The sequence below is a fragment of the Pseudomonas sp. NFACC25 genome (assembly GCF_900100935.1).
Taxonomy (GTDB): domain Bacteria; phylum Pseudomonadota; class Gammaproteobacteria; order Pseudomonadales; family Pseudomonadaceae; genus Aquipseudomonas; species Aquipseudomonas marginalis.
On record NZ_FMUC01000011.1, the window covers coordinates 76,787 to 91,329 of the forward strand.

The 14,543-nt window shown below is 62.6% G+C and carries 14 protein-coding genes; 9 read left to right on the plus strand and 5 right to left on the minus strand.

Going from position 1 to position 14,543, the window contains the following annotated elements:
- Positions 1 to 60: 60 nt before the first annotated feature.
- The 6 genes from dibA to BLQ09_RS22735 all read left to right on the plus strand — a co-directional run bounded on the left by dibA (position 61) and on the right by BLQ09_RS22735 (position 6,235).
- Positions 61 to 1,971 carry a phosphodiesterase DibA gene (gene dibA / locus BLQ09_RS22710; RefSeq protein ID WP_027607870.1) on the plus strand — a complete coding sequence of 637 codons (1,911 nt, stop codon included), beginning with the start codon at positions 61 to 63 and terminating at the stop codon, positions 1,969 to 1,971.
- Between the two features lie 238 nt (positions 1,972 to 2,209).
- The gene (gene oscA, locus BLQ09_RS22715) at positions 2,210 to 2,392 is read left to right on the plus strand and encodes a sulfur starvation response protein OscA (protein WP_003170956.1); all 183 of its coding nucleotides are present in this window, start codon (positions 2,210 to 2,212) and stop codon (positions 2,390 to 2,392) included.
- A gap of 66 nt (positions 2,393 to 2,458) precedes the next feature.
- Entirely contained in the window at positions 2,459 to 3,469 is a 1,011-nt protein-coding gene (locus tag BLQ09_RS22720) for a sulfate ABC transporter substrate-binding protein (protein WP_027607869.1), read from the plus strand.
- Positions 3,470 to 3,546: 77 nt separating this feature from the next.
- Positions 3,547 to 4,365 carry a sulfate ABC transporter permease subunit CysT gene (cysT, locus tag BLQ09_RS22725; RefSeq protein ID WP_027607868.1) on the plus strand — a complete coding sequence of 273 codons (819 nt, stop codon included), beginning with the start codon at positions 3,547 to 3,549 and terminating at the stop codon, positions 4,363 to 4,365.
- Positions 4,366 to 4,378: 13 nt separating this feature from the next.
- Positions 4,379 to 5,251: a sulfate ABC transporter permease subunit CysW gene (cysW, locus tag BLQ09_RS22730; RefSeq protein ID WP_027607867.1), complete on the plus strand. Its 873-nt coding sequence runs from the start codon at positions 4,379 to 4,381 to the stop codon at positions 5,249 to 5,251.
- Between the two features lie 3 nt (positions 5,252 to 5,254).
- Positions 5,255 to 6,235 carry a sulfate/molybdate ABC transporter ATP-binding protein gene (locus tag BLQ09_RS22735; RefSeq protein ID WP_027607866.1) on the plus strand — a complete coding sequence of 327 codons (981 nt, stop codon included), beginning with the start codon at positions 5,255 to 5,257 and terminating at the stop codon, positions 6,233 to 6,235.
- Between the two features lie 126 nt (positions 6,236 to 6,361).
- Here BLQ09_RS22735 and BLQ09_RS22740 read toward each other — a convergent pair whose 3' ends face one another.
- Entirely contained in the window at positions 6,362 to 6,889 is a 528-nt protein-coding gene (locus BLQ09_RS22740) for an Mpo1 family 2-hydroxy fatty acid dioxygenase (protein WP_092358638.1), read from the minus strand.
- 83 nt (positions 6,890 to 6,972) lie between these two features.
- Here BLQ09_RS22740 and BLQ09_RS22745 point away from each other — a divergent pair, with 83 nt between their 5' ends.
- Both BLQ09_RS22745 and BLQ09_RS22750 read left to right on the plus strand, forming a co-directional pair.
- Entirely contained in the window at positions 6,973 to 7,659 is a 687-nt protein-coding gene (locus BLQ09_RS22745) for a Crp/Fnr family transcriptional regulator (RefSeq protein ID WP_027607864.1), read from the plus strand.
- A 38-nt stretch (positions 7,660 to 7,697) separates the two neighbouring features.
- Complete coding sequence (locus BLQ09_RS22750; protein WP_027607863.1) at positions 7,698 to 8,063, plus strand: response regulator; 366 nt, start codon at positions 7,698 to 7,700, stop codon at positions 8,061 to 8,063.
- A gap of 102 nt (positions 8,064 to 8,165) precedes the next feature.
- On the opposite strand, the gene BLQ09_RS22755 is transcribed toward BLQ09_RS22750, so the two are convergent.
- On the minus strand, positions 8,166 to 9,170 hold the full coding sequence (locus tag BLQ09_RS22755; RefSeq protein ID WP_065926327.1) for an AraC family transcriptional regulator: 1,005 nt from the start codon (positions 9,168 to 9,170) through the stop codon (positions 8,166 to 8,168).
- 101 nt (positions 9,171 to 9,271) lie between these two features.
- On the opposite strand from BLQ09_RS22755, the gene BLQ09_RS22760 reads away from it, so the two are divergent.
- Entirely contained in the window at positions 9,272 to 10,351 is a 1,080-nt protein-coding gene (locus tag BLQ09_RS22760) for a fatty acid desaturase (protein WP_092358640.1), read from the plus strand.
- On the opposite strand, the gene BLQ09_RS22765 is transcribed toward BLQ09_RS22760, so the two are convergent.
- The 3 genes from BLQ09_RS22765 to BLQ09_RS22775 are packed head-to-tail and all read right to left on the minus strand — an operon-like array spanning position 10,323 to position 14,354.
- Entirely contained in the window at positions 10,323 to 11,933 is a 1,611-nt protein-coding gene (locus BLQ09_RS22765; RefSeq protein ID WP_027607860.1) for an arylsulfatase, read from the minus strand. The genes BLQ09_RS22760 and BLQ09_RS22765 overlap by 29 nt on opposite strands.
- Positions 11,934 to 11,949: 16 nt before the next feature.
- Positions 11,950 to 12,765 (minus strand): ABC transporter ATP-binding protein, encoded by an 816-nt coding sequence (locus BLQ09_RS22770; RefSeq protein ID WP_092358642.1) that lies wholly within the window; start codon positions 12,763 to 12,765, stop codon positions 11,950 to 11,952.
- The gene (locus BLQ09_RS22775; RefSeq protein ID WP_027607858.1) at positions 12,762 to 14,354 is read right to left on the minus strand and encodes an ABC transporter permease; all 1,593 of its coding nucleotides are present in this window, start codon (positions 14,352 to 14,354) and stop codon (positions 12,762 to 12,764) included. The genes BLQ09_RS22770 and BLQ09_RS22775 overlap by 4 nt, the downstream gene beginning before the upstream one ends.
- Positions 14,355 to 14,543 lie beyond the last annotated feature (189 nt).

A 14,543-nucleotide genomic window follows, 5' to 3' on the forward strand; every position in this document is an offset into this window, starting at 1 on the left:
TCCTATAATCCCCATTCTTTGTAGGACGATTCTGGGCTTTTAGTAAGGATTACTGGGCATATGCTGTTTTCATACCGAGGTGCCCTGCGTGCGGGGCTGGTATACCTGCTGGCTTCGAGCGTCTGGATAGGCCTCACTCATCGGGTATTGATCGAGTTTCTCGATAGTCCAACCGACCTGCACCAGTGGCTGCAGGTGCGTGGTTATGTGTGGGTGGCGCTCAGTGCCTGGCTGATCTACCTGATCTGTGCCCGATCTGCCCGGGCCGACCAGCAGCAACCCTTGAAAGAGAACCGCGAGCGCCTGCGCCAGGCTGCTGCCGTGTTCGATTGCACCCGCGAAGGGGTGTTGGTCACCGACGCCAAGGGCCTGATCGTGCATGTGAACCGGGCCTTCATGGAAATCACCGGCTACCAGCGCGATGACGTCATGGGCCGGCAGCCGAGCCTCTTCAAGTCCGGTCGCCATTCGTCGAATTTCTATCAACAGATGTTCCAGACCCTGGAACACACCGGTGAATGGAGCGGTGAAATCTGGAATCGGCGCAAAAGCGGTGAGATTTATCCACAGTGGCAAACCATTCGCGTGATTCACGATGACCTGGGCCATATCAGCCATTACGTCGCGGTGTTTTCCGACATCAGCGCCATCAAGGATTCCGAGCACGAACTGGCCCACCTGGCCCACCACGACCCGCTGACCGACCTGCCCAACCGCCTGCTGTTCACCGACCGTGCCGAGCAGGCGCTGGCCTCGGCGCAACTCCACAAGCGCGGCTGCGCCCTGCTGTTGCTGGACCTGGATCACTTCAAGATCATCAACGACAGCCTTGGCCACAATGTGGGCGACCAGTTGCTCAAGCTGGTGGGCGAGCGGCTCAAGGCGCTGTTCGGCCCCGGCGTGACCCTGGCGCGCCTGGGCGGGGATGAGTTCGCGGTGCTCGCGGAAAACTGCTCACAGGTGGTGCAGGCGGCGGCTTTGGCACAGCGCATGCTGGATGTGATGAAGCAGCCGTTCATCTTTGACGGCCATCAACTGTTTATCAGCGCCAGCATCGGCATCAGCCTGTTCCCCAATGATGCCCTGAGCGCCGAGCAATTGTTGCGCAACGCCGATTCCGCGCTCTTCAAGGCCAAAAGCGTGGGCCGCGAAGGCTACGCGTTGTACACCGAAGAACTCACCGCCCACGCGCAGAACCGGGTGGAAATCGCCAGCGAACTGCGCCGCGCCCTCGAACAACAGGAGCTGCGCGTCTACTACCAGCCGGTGCACGACTTGCACACCAGCCGCCTGATCGGCGTCGAAGCACTGGTGCGCTGGCAACACCCCGAGCGTGGCCTGGTGCCGCCGGGTGATTTCATCCCCATCGCCGAACGCACCGGGTTGATTGCCGAGATCGATGGATGGGTGATGGACCAGGCCTGCCGACAGATGTGCCGATGGCTGGCCGACGGCGCGCCGCTGAGCTTTATTGCAATCAATGTATCCAGCCGCCTGTTTGCCCGGCGCGAACTCTACGATCAAGTCGCCCAGGTGCTGCACGATACCGGCCTGGATCCGGCCTTCCTGGAGTTGGAAGTCACTGAAAGCGCGGTGATGGACGACCCTGAAGTGGCCCTGGAACAACTGCACCGCCTGCGCGAACTGGGCTTGCGCCTGGCCATCGATGACTTCGGCACCGGCTATTCCTCCCTGCTGCGCCTCAAGCGCCTGCCGGTGCAGAAACTCAAGATCGACCAGGGCTTTGTCGCCGGGCTGCCGTGGGACGAAGACGATGCCGCCATCGTGCGGGTGGTGATCGCCCTGGCGAAAAGCATGGGCATGCAGGTGCATGCCGAGGGGATCGAACAGGTGGAGCAGGCGCGGTTCTTGTTGGAGCAGCACTGCGATATGGGCCAGGGGTACTGGTTTGGGCGGCCGATGCCGGCGCAGGCCATTGACTGGGACTGCGCCCCCGCCATCCAGGCTTGAAATGCATTCAAATGTGGGAGGGGGCTTGCTCCCTCCCACATTGGGATATTCACAAGGTGTTATTTCAGTGCTCGGTCGCAAAACACGCGCGCAACCCCACGTCCTGCCAGAAAATTCTTTCTGGTTATATAAACATTCTTAAATAGTATTTTTAAGAATATCCGCGCTTATCTACTATCGCCCTACGCCGCAAGCAGTGCCGCCACTGCGAGGCACTATTCATTTCAGGAGCGAGACCATGAGCGCATCTCTACGTAGCGTCGACGGCCAGGACGAAGCAGCCATTTTGCGCGAGATCCAGAGCGCCTTGCGCGATCTGCGGTTTGGCGCGGTGGAAATCACTGTGCACAACGCTCAAGTGGTACAGATCGAACGCAAGGAAAAATTCCGTTTGCAGAACCCGGGTAACAAACCGAGCTAAGCAATAACGGCGATAGACCCCGTCACTATAAGAAAAAGCCAACACCCAGAATTTTCAGGAGCTTCTATGTCGTCGATTCGCCGTTATGCCCTGGCCGCCCTGGCCAGCGCCGTGTTTGCCGGTTCCGCGGTTGCCAAGGACTACGAGTTGCTCAACGTTTCGTACGATCCTACCCGTGAGCTGTACCAGGACTACAACGCTGAGTTCACCAACTTCTGGAAACAGTCCCACCCCGGCGACACCGTCAAGATCCAGCAATCCCACGGTGGATCGGGCAAGCAAGGCCGGGCGGTGATCGACGGCCTGCGCGCCGACGTGGTGACCCTGGCCCTGGCCGGTGACATCGACGAAATCGCCAAGCTGGGCAAGACCCTGCCGGAAAACTGGCAGACCCGCCTGCCGGATGCGAGCACGCCCTACACCTCGACCATCGTGTTCCTGGTGCGCAAGGGCAACCCTAAAGGCATCAAGGATTGGGGCGACCTGATCAAGAAAGACGTTTCCGTGATCACGCCTAACCCGAAAACCTCCGGCGGTGCGCGCTGGAACTTCCTTGCCGCCTGGGCCTACGGCCTGAAATCCGGTGGCAGCGAAGCCAAGGCCCAGGAATACGTCAAGGAGCTGTTCAAGCACGTGCCGATCCTCGACACCGGCGCGCGCGGTTCGACCATTACCTTCGTCAACAACGGTCAGGGCGACGTGTTGCTGGCCTGGGAAAACGAGGCGTTCCTGGCCCTGAAAGAAGACGGCGGCGCCGACAAGTTCGACATCGTCGTGCCGTCCCTGTCGATTCTCGCGGAGCCGCCGGTGGCCGTGGTCGACAAGAACGCCGAGAAAAAGGGCAACACCGAGATCGCCACTGAATACCTCAAGCACCTGTACAGCCCGGCTGGCCAGGAGATTGCGGCGAAGAACTTCTACCGCCCACGGGATGCAAAAGTGGCCGCCAAATACGCCCAGCAGTTCCCGAAACTGGACCTGGTGACTATCGACAAAGACTTCGGCGGCTGGAAAACTGCCCAGCCGAAATTCTTTAACGACGGTGGCGTGTTCGACCAGATCTACACGGCGCAGTAAGCCGAGCAACAACCCGCCCACAGAGCCCGCATTCACCTGCGGGTTTTGTGTGTCAGTTCCGCTAACCAAGGACTCTTATGTCGCGTCGTATTTCCCCCGTCATACCCGGCTTCGGGCTGACGCTGGGCTACACCGTGGTGTACCTCAGCCTGATCGTACTCATCCCCCTCGCGGCGATGTTCGTACACGCCGCTCAACTCACCTGGGATCAGTTCTGGAACATCATCTCCGCACCCCGTGTGCTGGCGGCGTTGAAGCTGAGCTTCAGCACCGCGCTGTACGCCGCCCTGATCAACGGCGTGATCGGCACGCTGCTGGCCTGGGTGCTGGTGCGCTACACCTTCCCCGGCCGCAAGATCATCGATGCGATGATCGACCTGCCGTTCGCCCTGCCCACCGCCGTGGCCGGTATTGCCCTGACTGCCCTGTACACGCCGACCGGCCTGGTGGGCCAGTTCGCCGCCGACCTGGGCTTCAAGATCGCCTACAGCCCCTTGGGCATCACCCTGGCGCTGACCTTCGTGACCCTGCCGTTCGTGGTGCGCACGGTGCAGCCGGTACTCGCCGATATCCCCCGGGAAATCGAAGAAGCCGCTGCCTGCCTGGGCGCCAAGCCGTTGCAGGTGTTTCGCTACATCCTCGTCCCCGCGCTGCTGCCCGCCTGGCTGACCGGCTTCGCCCTGGCGTTTGCCCGTGGCGTCGGTGAGTACGGCTCGGTGATTTTCATCGCCGGCAACATGCCGATGAAAACCGAGATCCTGCCGCTGCTGATCATGGTCAAGCTCGACCAGTACGACTACCGCGGCGCCACCTCCATTGGCGTACTGATGCTGGTGGTTTCCTTTGTCCTGCTGCTGCTGATCAACTTGTTGCAGCGGCGCATCGAACGTCCATAAGGAGGCGCGGAACATGTCCCAATCGTCTATTTCCGCGGCATCCTCGGCCAACGCAGCCCGCCGTGGCAGCGCTGTTTCCCGGCGCATCCTGATCAGCCTGGGCTGGCTGGTGTTCTTCCTGTTCCTGCTGCTGCCGCTGTTTATCGTGGTGTCCCAGGGCTTGAAGAACGGCCTCGGGGCGTTTTTCACCGCGATCCTTGAACCGGACGCGTTGTCCGCGCTGAAACTCACGGTGATCGCCGTGCTGATTTCGGTGCCGCTCAACCTGGTATTCGGCGTCAGCGCGGCCTGGTGCGTGAGCAAGTACTCGTTCCGTGGCAAGAGCATCCTGGTGACGCTGATCGACCTGCCGTTCTCGGTCTCCCCGGTGATCGCCGGCCTGGTCTACGTGCTGATGTTCGGCGCCCAGGGCCTGTTTGGCCCGTGGTTGCAGGCGCATGACATCCAGATCGTGTTCGCCTTGCCCGGCATCGTGCTGGCGACCATCTTCGTCACCGTGCCGTTCGTCGCCCGCGAACTGATCCCGCTGATGCAGGAGCAGGGCACCCAGGAAGAAGAGGCCGCGCGCCTGCTGGGCGCCAATGGCTGGCAGATGTTCTGGCATGTCACCGTGCCGAATATCAAATGGGGCCTGATCTACGGCGTGGTGCTGTGTACCGCGCGGGCCATGGGGGAGTTCGGCGCGGTGTCGGTGGTGTCCGGCCATATTCGCGGCGTGACCAACACCTTGCCGCTGCACGTCGAGATTCTCTACAACGAATACAACCACGTTGCCGCGTTTGCGGTGGCGAGTCTGCTGCTGATCCTGGCGCTCTTCATCCTGCTGCTCAAGCAGTGGAGCGAGAACCGTATTAATCGCCTGCGCGCCAGTGCGGCTGAGGAATAAGTCATGTCGATCGAAGTCCGTAACGTCAGCAAGAACTTCAACGCCTTCAAGGCCCTGGACAGCATCAACCTGGATATCCAGAGTGGCGAGCTGGTGGCCTTGCTTGGGCCTTCCGGCTGCGGCAAGACCACCTTGCTGCGCATCATCGCCGGCCTGGAAACCCCGGATGACGGCAGCATCGTGTTCCACGGTGAAGACGTCTCCGGCCACGACGTGCGTGATCGCAACGTCGGTTTTGTGTTCCAGCACTACGCGCTGTTCCGCCACATGACCGTGTTCGACAACGTCGCCTTCGGCCTGCGCATGAAGCCGAAGAACCAGCGTCCGAACGAAAGCCAGATCGCGGCCAAGGTTCACGAGCTGCTGAACATGGTGCAGCTGGACTGGCTGGCCGACCGTTACCCGGAACAACTCTCCGGTGGCCAGCGCCAGCGTATCGCCCTGGCCCGCGCGTTGGCGGTCGAGCCGAAGGTGCTGCTGCTGGATGAACCCTTCGGCGCCCTCGATGCCAAGGTGCGTAAGGAACTGCGCCGCTGGCTGGCGCGCCTGCACGAAGACATCAACCTGACCTCGGTGTTCGTGACCCACGACCAGGAAGAGGCCATGGAAGTCGCCGACCGCATCGTGGTGATGAACAAGGGCGTGATCGAGCAGATCGGCTCACCGGGCGACGTCTACGAAAACCCGGCCAGCGATTTCGTCTACCACTTCCTTGGCGACTCCAACCGCCTGCACCTGGGCGAGGACAAGCATGTGCTGTTCCGTCCGCATGAAGTGTCGCTGTCGCGCCACGAACTGGAAGATCATCACGCGGCCGAAGTGCGTGATATTCGTCCATTGGGCGCGACCACGCGGGTCACCTTGAAGGTCGAAGGCCAGAGCGAGCTGATCGAAGCCGAAGTGGTGAAGGACCACGACAGCCTGACCGGCCTGGCCCGTGGCGAGACCCTGTTCTTCAAGCCCAAGGTCTGGCAAAAAGCCTGAGTTCACCGCAAAACCAATTCTGAAACTGGGACCAAATGTGGGAGGGGGCTTGCCCCCGATGGCGGTGTTTCAGTCAGCTTATCTGCTGCTGACCCACTGCTATCGGGGGCAAGCCCCCTCCCACATTCAGACCTCGCTTGGCTTTAGATCGCGGCGCGCCACCGGGCCTGAGCGTTTCTCAATGTTCGCCTTCAGGTCATGCCGCAACCCCAGCAAAAACGCCACCTCCGCCACCACAAACAACGGCCCCACAATCAGCCCCGACACGTCATCCACAAACGCCGGCTTCCTGCCTTCGTAGTAATGCCCGACAAACTGAATCACCCAGCCCACCACGAACATTCCCACCCCGCTGCTGAGCCACACCATCGTGCTCTGCGCCGCCAACACGTGCCCGGCCCACAGCGACAAGCCCATCAACGCCGTCATCAGCACGCCCAGGGCCAGTTCAAGCCGCAGGTAAAACCACGCGGAAAACAGCGCCACTATCACTGCCGGGGAAAGCCACAGCCCGCCCACCGCCCATTCGGGGCGTGACAACAGCACGGCCACGGCGACCACAATCAGCGGGATGCCGATGAAGTGGCTGGCGATATTGCGTGGATCGCGGTGGTACGCGGCGTATTGACTGAGATGATCGACGAGGCTTTTCATTGTTGTTCCTCCTGTAGGATGCTTGATCATGCCCTGTCAGCCTGGGACTAACTGTCAGTTGGGCGACAATCTTCGGAGTTCTCATGGATGCGACGCAATGGCACTCCCGGTTGGCCGTCGGTCACTGGTTCAGTCACCTGCCCGTACCTTTCCAGCATAGCCTGCTGGCCCATGCCCGGCTGCGGCAGCTGACGGCGGGACAGTACCTGTTCAAGCGCGGCGACCCGCCCTGCGGCTTGTATGCGGTGCTCGAGGGCACGTTGCGTGTCAGTGCGGTGAATGAGCACGGCAAGGAAGCGCTGTTGAGCCTGGTGGGGGCGCCCTACTGGTTCGGCGAGATCTGCCTGTTCGACGGCTTGCCGCGCACCCACGACGCCTGCGCCACGGGGCCGTGCACGCTGGTGCAGGTGCCGCAGCAGGCGCTGCTGAAGATCCTCGATCAATCCCCTCGCTACTGGCGCGACCTGGCGCTGCTGATGAGCCAGAAGCTGCGCCTGAGTTTTATCGGCCTCGAACAGCTCAGCCTGATGCCCGCGTCGGTGCGCCTGGCCCACCGGCTGTTGATGATTGTTGAGGGCTACGGCGACATGGCGCCTTCAAAACGCGTGCTGCAACTGCCCCAGGAAGACCTGGCGGCGATGTTGAGCCTGTCGCGCCAGACCACCAATGCCTTGCTCAAGGACCTGCAAGCCCAGGGCATCGTGCGCCTGGGCTACGGCGAGATCGAAATCCTCGATGCCCAGCGGCTACGAGAGGCGGCGCACACCTGAGGGTGTTAGCCTGCAAACCTGATCAATCGAGGTGTGTTATGCGTGTGCTGTTAGTGGAACATGAATCCGAAGAGGCACAGCGGATGGCCCAGGGCTTGAACGAGGCCGGCTACACCGTGGAAGTCGCGGCCAACGGCATGGCGGCGCAGCGCTTTGTCGAAAGCGCCGAATACGACCTGGTGATCCTGGATGTGATGTTGCCCGGCCTGAATGCCTGGAAGCTGCAGCAGGCGATCCGGCAGAAGGGTGAGACACCGGTGTTGTTCCTGACCACGCCGGGCGGGATTGAAGATCGCCTGCGCGGGCTGGAGTTGCATGAGGATGACTACCTGCTCAAGCCGTTTGAGGCCAAGGGGTTGGTGATGCGGGTCAGGAAACTGTTGCGGCGGGATCGGGGTCGCTGAGCGATCGCCATCGGGAGCAAGCCCCCTCCCACATTTGAAATGCGTTCCCCGGTGGGAGGGGGCTTGCCCCCGATGAGGCCTTCAGCCTCCCCACACATCCCCCTACCGCAACCCATCCCGAAACTGCCCCGGCGTCATCCCCGTCCAGCGCTTGAACGCCCGGTTAAAGCTGCTGGTATCGGCAAATCCCAACAGATGGCTGACCTCGGCCAATGAACACTGTGGATCACGCAAGTGGAGCAACGCCAAGTTCTGGCGACACTCATTGAGCAACGCATCAAACCGACACCCCTCATCCGCCAGATGCCGCTGCAAACTGCGCAAACTCAAGTGCAGCGCCTGGGCAATCCGCTCGGCGCTAGGCTCGCCATCGGGCAGTTGCGCCTCGATGGCCGCGCGCACCTTGCGTTCCCAGGTCAGCGGTTGCAGTTGCGCCAGGGTGCGTTTGAGCACGGTTTCGTTGTGTTCGGCCAGTTCCGGGTTGGCGTCGTCCAGGTGGCTGTCGAAATCGCTGGCGGCGAATTCGAGGCGGTCTTCCTCGGCGCCGAAAAATACCGGTGCGCGGAACACCGTGTGCCAGGGCTTGGGGTCGGCGGGTTGCGGGCGCCGCAGGTAAACCGCCAGCGGCGCATAGTCGCGGCCCAGGCGGTTGCGGCACGTGCGCACATAGATCGCGGCAAACGCGTCGATGGCTTCCAGCGCCGGCGCCGGGCTGCCCGGCGGTTGCAGCAGGCGAAAGCGGTAGCGCTCGCCATCGCCGCTGAGTTCCAGGCTCAGGGCATCACTGACCACCTGGTGATACCGCACGATGCGCTCGAACACCTCGCGCAGGCTGCCGCTCGCCACCAGCGCATAACCCAGCGCATGAAAGGTGGTCGGGCTGACAAACCGCGACACCCGCAACCCGATGGCCGGATCGCCGCTGGCCTGCACCGCCAGTTCCCACAGGCGCGTGGTGGCCGACAGCGGGTAACGCGCGTTGGGGTCGTCCATCTGCTGCGGATCGAGCCCGGCCTGGGCGCACAGCGCGGCACTGTCGAGGCCCAGGGCATCGAGCTGCTTACGCAGGGCGCGGGTCCAGCTGGCGAGGGAAGTCGGTTCGGTCATGGCGATTGGCGCTTGCGGTCAACAGGTTGGCGTGTGGGGCTAGCGTCCTGCAAGAAGCCCTGGTGCAGGATGTAACCATCAATGAATAAGAGGATGGGAGCATGGACGGTACTTCTGCAAGTCCCCAGCAGATGAACGCGCAACAGCGTTCGGCGCATATCCGTGAGGTGGTGCTCGCCGAAGGCGTGCGCTTGCGTCGCCGGCACCCGTGGCTGCAGCATCAGGACGCCCTGGGCGCGGGCATCCTGGCCTTTGCCCTGCTCGGCATGATCGGCTCGGCGGCGCTCTATATCAGCGGTCATATGGCCTGGTGGGCCTGCCTGCTGCTCAATGCGTTCCTGGCCTCACTGACCCACGAGCTGGAACACGACCTGATCCACAGCATGTACTTTCGCAAACAGCGCGTGCCCCACAACCTGATGATGGGCCTGGTGTGGCTGGCGCGGCCGAGCACCATCAACCCGTGGATCCGCCGGCATCTGCACCTCAATCACCACAAGGTCTCCGGCACCGAGACCGATATGGAGGAACGTGCGATCACCAACGGCGAGCCCTGGGGCCTGGCGCGGTTGCTGATGGTGGGCGATAACGTGATGTCGGCGTTTATCCGCATGCTGCGCGCCAAGACCTGGGGCCACAAACTCAAGATCCTCAAGCGCTCGCTGCTGGTGTACGCGCCCCTGGCGCTGCTGCATTGGGGTGCGTGGTATATCTTCCTCGGCTTCCATGCCGCCAACGGCATCGCCAGCCTGCTGGGCACGCCGATCGACTGGTCCGCCGGCACCTTGCAGATGATGCAGGTGATCGACATCGCCGCCGTGGTGATCATCGGCCCCAATGTGCTGCGCACCTTTTGCCTGCACTTTGTCAGCTCCAACATGCACTACTACGGCGATGTGGAACCGGGCAATGTGATCCAGCAAACCCAAGTATTGAACCCGTGGTGGCTGTGGCCGTTGCAGGCGTTCTGCTTCAACTTCGGCAGCACCCACGGGATTCACCATTTTGTGGTGAAGGAGCCGTTCTACATCCGCCAGATGACGGCCAAGGTAGCGCATAAGGTCATGGCCGAGATGGGCGTGCGTTTCAATGATTTCGGCACGTTTGCGCGGGCCAATCGGCTTGAACCCATGGCGTCGCCCCAGGCCCGGCTCAATCCGGCTGAAACGGCGACGCGCTGAGCACCACGCCGGTTTCGTCGACGTACTGCTGCCAGTGGCCGATCAACCTGGCGAGCTTGTCCGGATGACTCAAGGCCAGGTCGTGGATTTCGCCGGGGTCCTGGCCCAGGTCATACAGCTGCCAGGTCGCCGGGCCCACGGGGCCGGGAATGTACACGGCTTTCCACTGGCCCTGGCGAATCGCGCGGCGGCCGAACAGTTCCCAGCCGGTTACGGTGTTGTCGTCGTGCACCTGGGCGGTCTCGCCGGAGAGGAAGCCAAGCCACGACTTGCCCCGCAGCGGCGCCACCGGCTTGCCACGCCATTGTTTGCCCGGATGACGCACGCCGGCCAGGTCGAGGATGGTCGGCGTGATGTCCATCACCGTGCCGAACCCATGGCTGATACGACCTTTGAGCGACAACTGCGGATAGTGCACCAGCGCCGGCACGCGAATCCCGCCCTCGGTGGTGAACGCCTTGAACAATCGCGACGGCGCCGTCGCCACCTGCGCCCATGACGGGCCATACCAGACGTAGGAGTTGGCGCGGCCGATATTGTCGAGGCTGTTGTCGTAATGCTGGTTGAGGTAGGTGAGCAACTGCGGCCCGAACTTGGGGAACGCCTCCAGCAGCGCACCTTCGGCGCCGTTGTCGGACATGAACACAATGAACGTATTGTCCAACTGCCCCTGCTGGCGCAGGTAATCCACCACTCGGCCGATGTTCCAGTCCATGCGCTCGACCATCGCCGCATACACCTCCATGGCCCGCGCCGACACCTGGCGCTGTTCGTCGCTCAAGGCGGCCCACTGGGTGTTCAGCTCGATCAACGGATGGGGCTCGACGTCGGCGTCGATCAGCCCCAATGCCTTGAGTTTTTCCAGGCGTTCCAGGCGCAGCACTTCGGGGCCGGCGTCGTAGCGGCCACGGTACTTTTCGACGATGTCCGCAGGCGCCTGCAACGGCCAGTGCGGGGCGGAAAACGGCAGGTAGGCGAAGAACGGCCGGGCCTGGTCGCGCTCCTTGAGGTAGTGCAGCAGCTTGTCGCCGAAGGCATCGGAGGAATAGAAATCCTTGGGCAGTTGCTCGACGAACCGGTCGTCTTCGATGTACAGCGCCGGGGTGGACTTGAGCAGGCCCGGGGTGTCGTCGTTATAGGTCGGCTCGAAGCCGTAGTGGTTGGCCGCCCCCGGCAACAGCGAGAACGAGCGCTCGAAACCGCGGGCGTGGGGCGCCAGTTCGGCGGTCAGGCCCAGGTGCCACTTGCCGCTCATCAATGTCTGGTAACCGGCCTCGCGCAACAGCTCCGGCAGTGCCACCACCTTGTCATTCAAGTAGCCCTCGTAGCCGGGCTTGCCGATCAGCTCCGGCGTCAGCGCCTCGGCCATGGTGCCGATACCGGCGATATGGTGGTCGGTGCCGGTGAGCAGCATCGAGCGGGTAGGCGAGCACGTCGGGGCGGTGTGGAAGTCGGTCAGGCGCAGGCCGTTCAGGGCGAGTGCGTCCAGGTGCGGCGTGGAAATTTCCCCGCCAAACGCACCGAGGTCCGAGAAGCCCATGTCATCGGCCAGGATCACGAGAAAATTGGGACGTTGCGGCATCAAGGCACTCCTTTTTTCAGCAGGCAATAAAGGCCAATGGCAGATCGCGGATCTGTTCGCGCACCGGCGGCTGGTAGTGGCCATCGTTGGTCAATTCATGCAGCAGTTCTTCGCGCAGTTGATGGAATTCAAAACTGCTGCGCTGACGTGGATGTGGCAGGGCGACGTCCACCACCTGCTTGATCCGCCCCGGCCGGGGCTCCATTACCACCACGCGGTCGGCGAGGAAAATCGCTTCCTCCACATCGTGGGTCACCAATACCGTGGTGATTTTGGCGCGGGCGCGGATCGCCAGGAGTTCGTCCTGCATCTGCTGGCGGGTCAGGGCGTCGAGGGCGCCGAAGGGTTCGTCCAGCAGCAGGATGCGCGGGCTGGCCACCAGGCCGCGGGCAATCGCCACCCGTTGCGCCATGCCGCCGGACAGTTGGTGCGGATAGGCGCGGGTGAAATCGGTGAGGCCGACCAGCTCGATAAAATCGCTGATGCGCCGATTGCGCTCAGCGTCGCTCAGTGGCTCGTTGACCAGGCCCAGGCCGATGTTTTCCGCCACGGTGAGCCAGGGGAACAGACGATGCTCCTGGAACACGATGCCGCGCTCGCCGCCAATGCCGCTCACGGCTTTACCGTCGACGCGGATCTCGCCGCGAAACTGCGTATCGAGCCCCACCAGCAAACGCAGCAGGGTGGATTTGCCGCAGCCGCTGGAGCCGACAATCGCAACGAATTCGCCTTCGGCAATCTCCAGGTTGAATTCGCGGATGGCTTCCAGCTCGAAGCCGTCGACGTCGAAGGTCTTGCCCACATGGTTGAAGCTGACGATAGGTGCGTTCATGCGTGTCTCCAGCGGGTGGCGCGGGTTTCGATGCGCTGGCCGATCAGGTTGAGGGCCGCGCCGGTAAGGCCGACCAGGAGCATGCCGCTCATGATCAGGTCCATGCGCAGCAGTTGTTGGGCGCCGATCATCAGGCTGCCGATACCGCCGTTGGACGGCATGAAATATTCCGCACCGATGGTGCCCAGCCAGGCGTAGATCAGGCTCAGGCGCAGGCCGGCGAAAATCCCGGCTGCGGCGCCTGGCAGTACCAGGCGTCGCAGCCGTTGGAACAGATTCAGGCGCAACACCTGCGCCGCTTCGTTGAGCTGTGGCGACAGATTCAGCACGCTGCGTTGAGTGGCGATAAACAACGGGAAGAAGGCGGCGAGGGCGATAAACACCCACTTGGCCAACTCACCCAGGCCAAACCAGGCAGTGAGCAATGGCACCCAGGCGAAAATCGCGATCTGGCGCAAGGCGCTCAGGGTCGGCCCGAGTACCCGCTCACTGCGCCGTGACAGTCCGAGCCACAGGCCCATGGCAAAGCCAACGCCGCCACCGAGCAGCAAGCCGCCCAGGCTTCGCCCCAGGCTGGTGCCCAGTGCACCGCTGAGGTTGCCATCCACGACCCCGGCGACGGTGGTGTGCAGCACCACCCAAGGGCTGACCAGAATGTTCGGGTCGACCCAGCCTTGTTGCGTCGCGACCTGCCACAGCGCCAGCAACAGCAGGGGCAGCACCCACGGTTGCAGGCGCTGCCAGCCTTGATAGCGCGGCCCGCGACGAATCTGCGCCGTGGCCGGATGGGGCCAGTGCACCCATTTGCGGTCCAGCCAGCCAATGCCACGGTCCATAACCACGCCGAATACGCCGATGACCACGATGCACACGAAGACGATATCGAGCATGAACAGCTGGCGCGCCCACACCATCAGGTAGCCGATGCCTTCGCTGGAGGCCAGCAACTCCACCGCCAGCAGCGAGGTCCAGCCGGCCGCCAGGGCCAGGCGCACGCCGGCCATAAAGGCGGGCAGCGCGGCAGGCAGGATCAGGCGCCGGATCAACAGGTGCGTGGGCAGGCGCAGCACGCGGGCGGCTTCACGCAACTGGGGTTGGGCGTCGCGCACGCCCACCAGGGTATGCAGGGTGACAGGCACCACGATCGCCTTCACCAGCACCACCAGTTTCAGGGTTTCGCCAATGCCGAAGAACACCATGAACAGCGGAATCCAGGCCAGGGTCGGTACCTGCGACAACGCGCTGAACGTCGGAAACACCAGGCGCTCGGCGCGCGCGCTGAAACCCAGCATCGCCCCCAGCAGCGCCCCGGCGCCAATGCCGGCCAGCAACCCCCAGGACAGGCGTTGCAGGCTGATCGCCAGGTGGCTCCACAGCTCGCCGCCGGCCAGTTCCACGGCGCTGCTCCACACCAGGGACGGTGGCGGCAGGATCTGCTCGCTCATCCAGTGATTGCGGCTGGCCAGCCACCACAGCGCAAACAGCGTCACCGGCAGCAACCATGGCAACAGCCGTTCACAGCGCAGCGGCCAACGTGGCGTGGCGCCGGGAGCCGCGAGCGGGAGGCTCAAAAGTGAGATTCGGGCCATGGAGGACCTCCGTTGTCGCCAGGGGCGTTATGTGATTTCGATCTTATAAAAACGTAATCAAGATGATTGAGGGATAAGAAAAACCATTTAAAGCCTCGCCCCGGCACGCATCCAATGCATTCGAAGAATATTTTCGATGCTATCCATGCATAGCCCTCTGGAGCCTGCGTTTCCCTTCGCATAGTCCTA

Coding starts and splice junctions, on each gene's coding strand:
- dibA (WP_027607870.1), top strand. CDS start 61: ATGCTGTTTTCATACCGAGGTGCCCTGCGTGCGGGGCTGGTATACCTG.
- oscA (WP_003170956.1), top strand. CDS start 2,210: ATGAGCGCATCTCTACGTAGCGTCGACGGCCAGGACGAAGCAGCCATT.
- BLQ09_RS22720 (WP_027607869.1), top strand. CDS start 2,459: ATGTCGTCGATTCGCCGTTATGCCCTGGCCGCCCTGGCCAGCGCCGTG.
- cysT (WP_027607868.1), top strand. CDS start 3,547: ATGTCGCGTCGTATTTCCCCCGTCATACCCGGCTTCGGGCTGACGCTG.
- cysW (WP_027607867.1), top strand. CDS start 4,379: ATGTCCCAATCGTCTATTTCCGCGGCATCCTCGGCCAACGCAGCCCGC.
- BLQ09_RS22735 (WP_027607866.1), top strand. CDS start 5,255: ATGTCGATCGAAGTCCGTAACGTCAGCAAGAACTTCAACGCCTTCAAG.
- BLQ09_RS22740 (WP_092358638.1), bottom strand. CDS start 6,889: ATGAAAAGCCTCGTCGATCATCTCAGTCAATACGCCGCGTACCACCGC.
- BLQ09_RS22745 (WP_027607864.1), top strand. CDS start 6,973: ATGGATGCGACGCAATGGCACTCCCGGTTGGCCGTCGGTCACTGGTTC.
- BLQ09_RS22750 (WP_027607863.1), top strand. CDS start 7,698: ATGCGTGTGCTGTTAGTGGAACATGAATCCGAAGAGGCACAGCGGATG.
- BLQ09_RS22755 (WP_065926327.1), bottom strand. CDS start 9,170: ATGACCGAACCGACTTCCCTCGCCAGCTGGACCCGCGCCCTGCGTAAG.
- BLQ09_RS22760 (WP_092358640.1), top strand. CDS start 9,272: ATGGACGGTACTTCTGCAAGTCCCCAGCAGATGAACGCGCAACAGCGT.
- BLQ09_RS22765 (WP_027607860.1), bottom strand. CDS start 11,933: ATGCCGCAACGTCCCAATTTTCTCGTGATCCTGGCCGATGACATGGGC.
- BLQ09_RS22770 (WP_092358642.1), bottom strand. CDS start 12,765: ATGAACGCACCTATCGTCAGCTTCAACCATGTGGGCAAGACCTTCGAC.
- BLQ09_RS22775 (WP_027607858.1), bottom strand. CDS start 14,354: ATGGCCCGAATCTCACTTTTGAGCCTCCCGCTCGCGGCTCCCGGCGCC.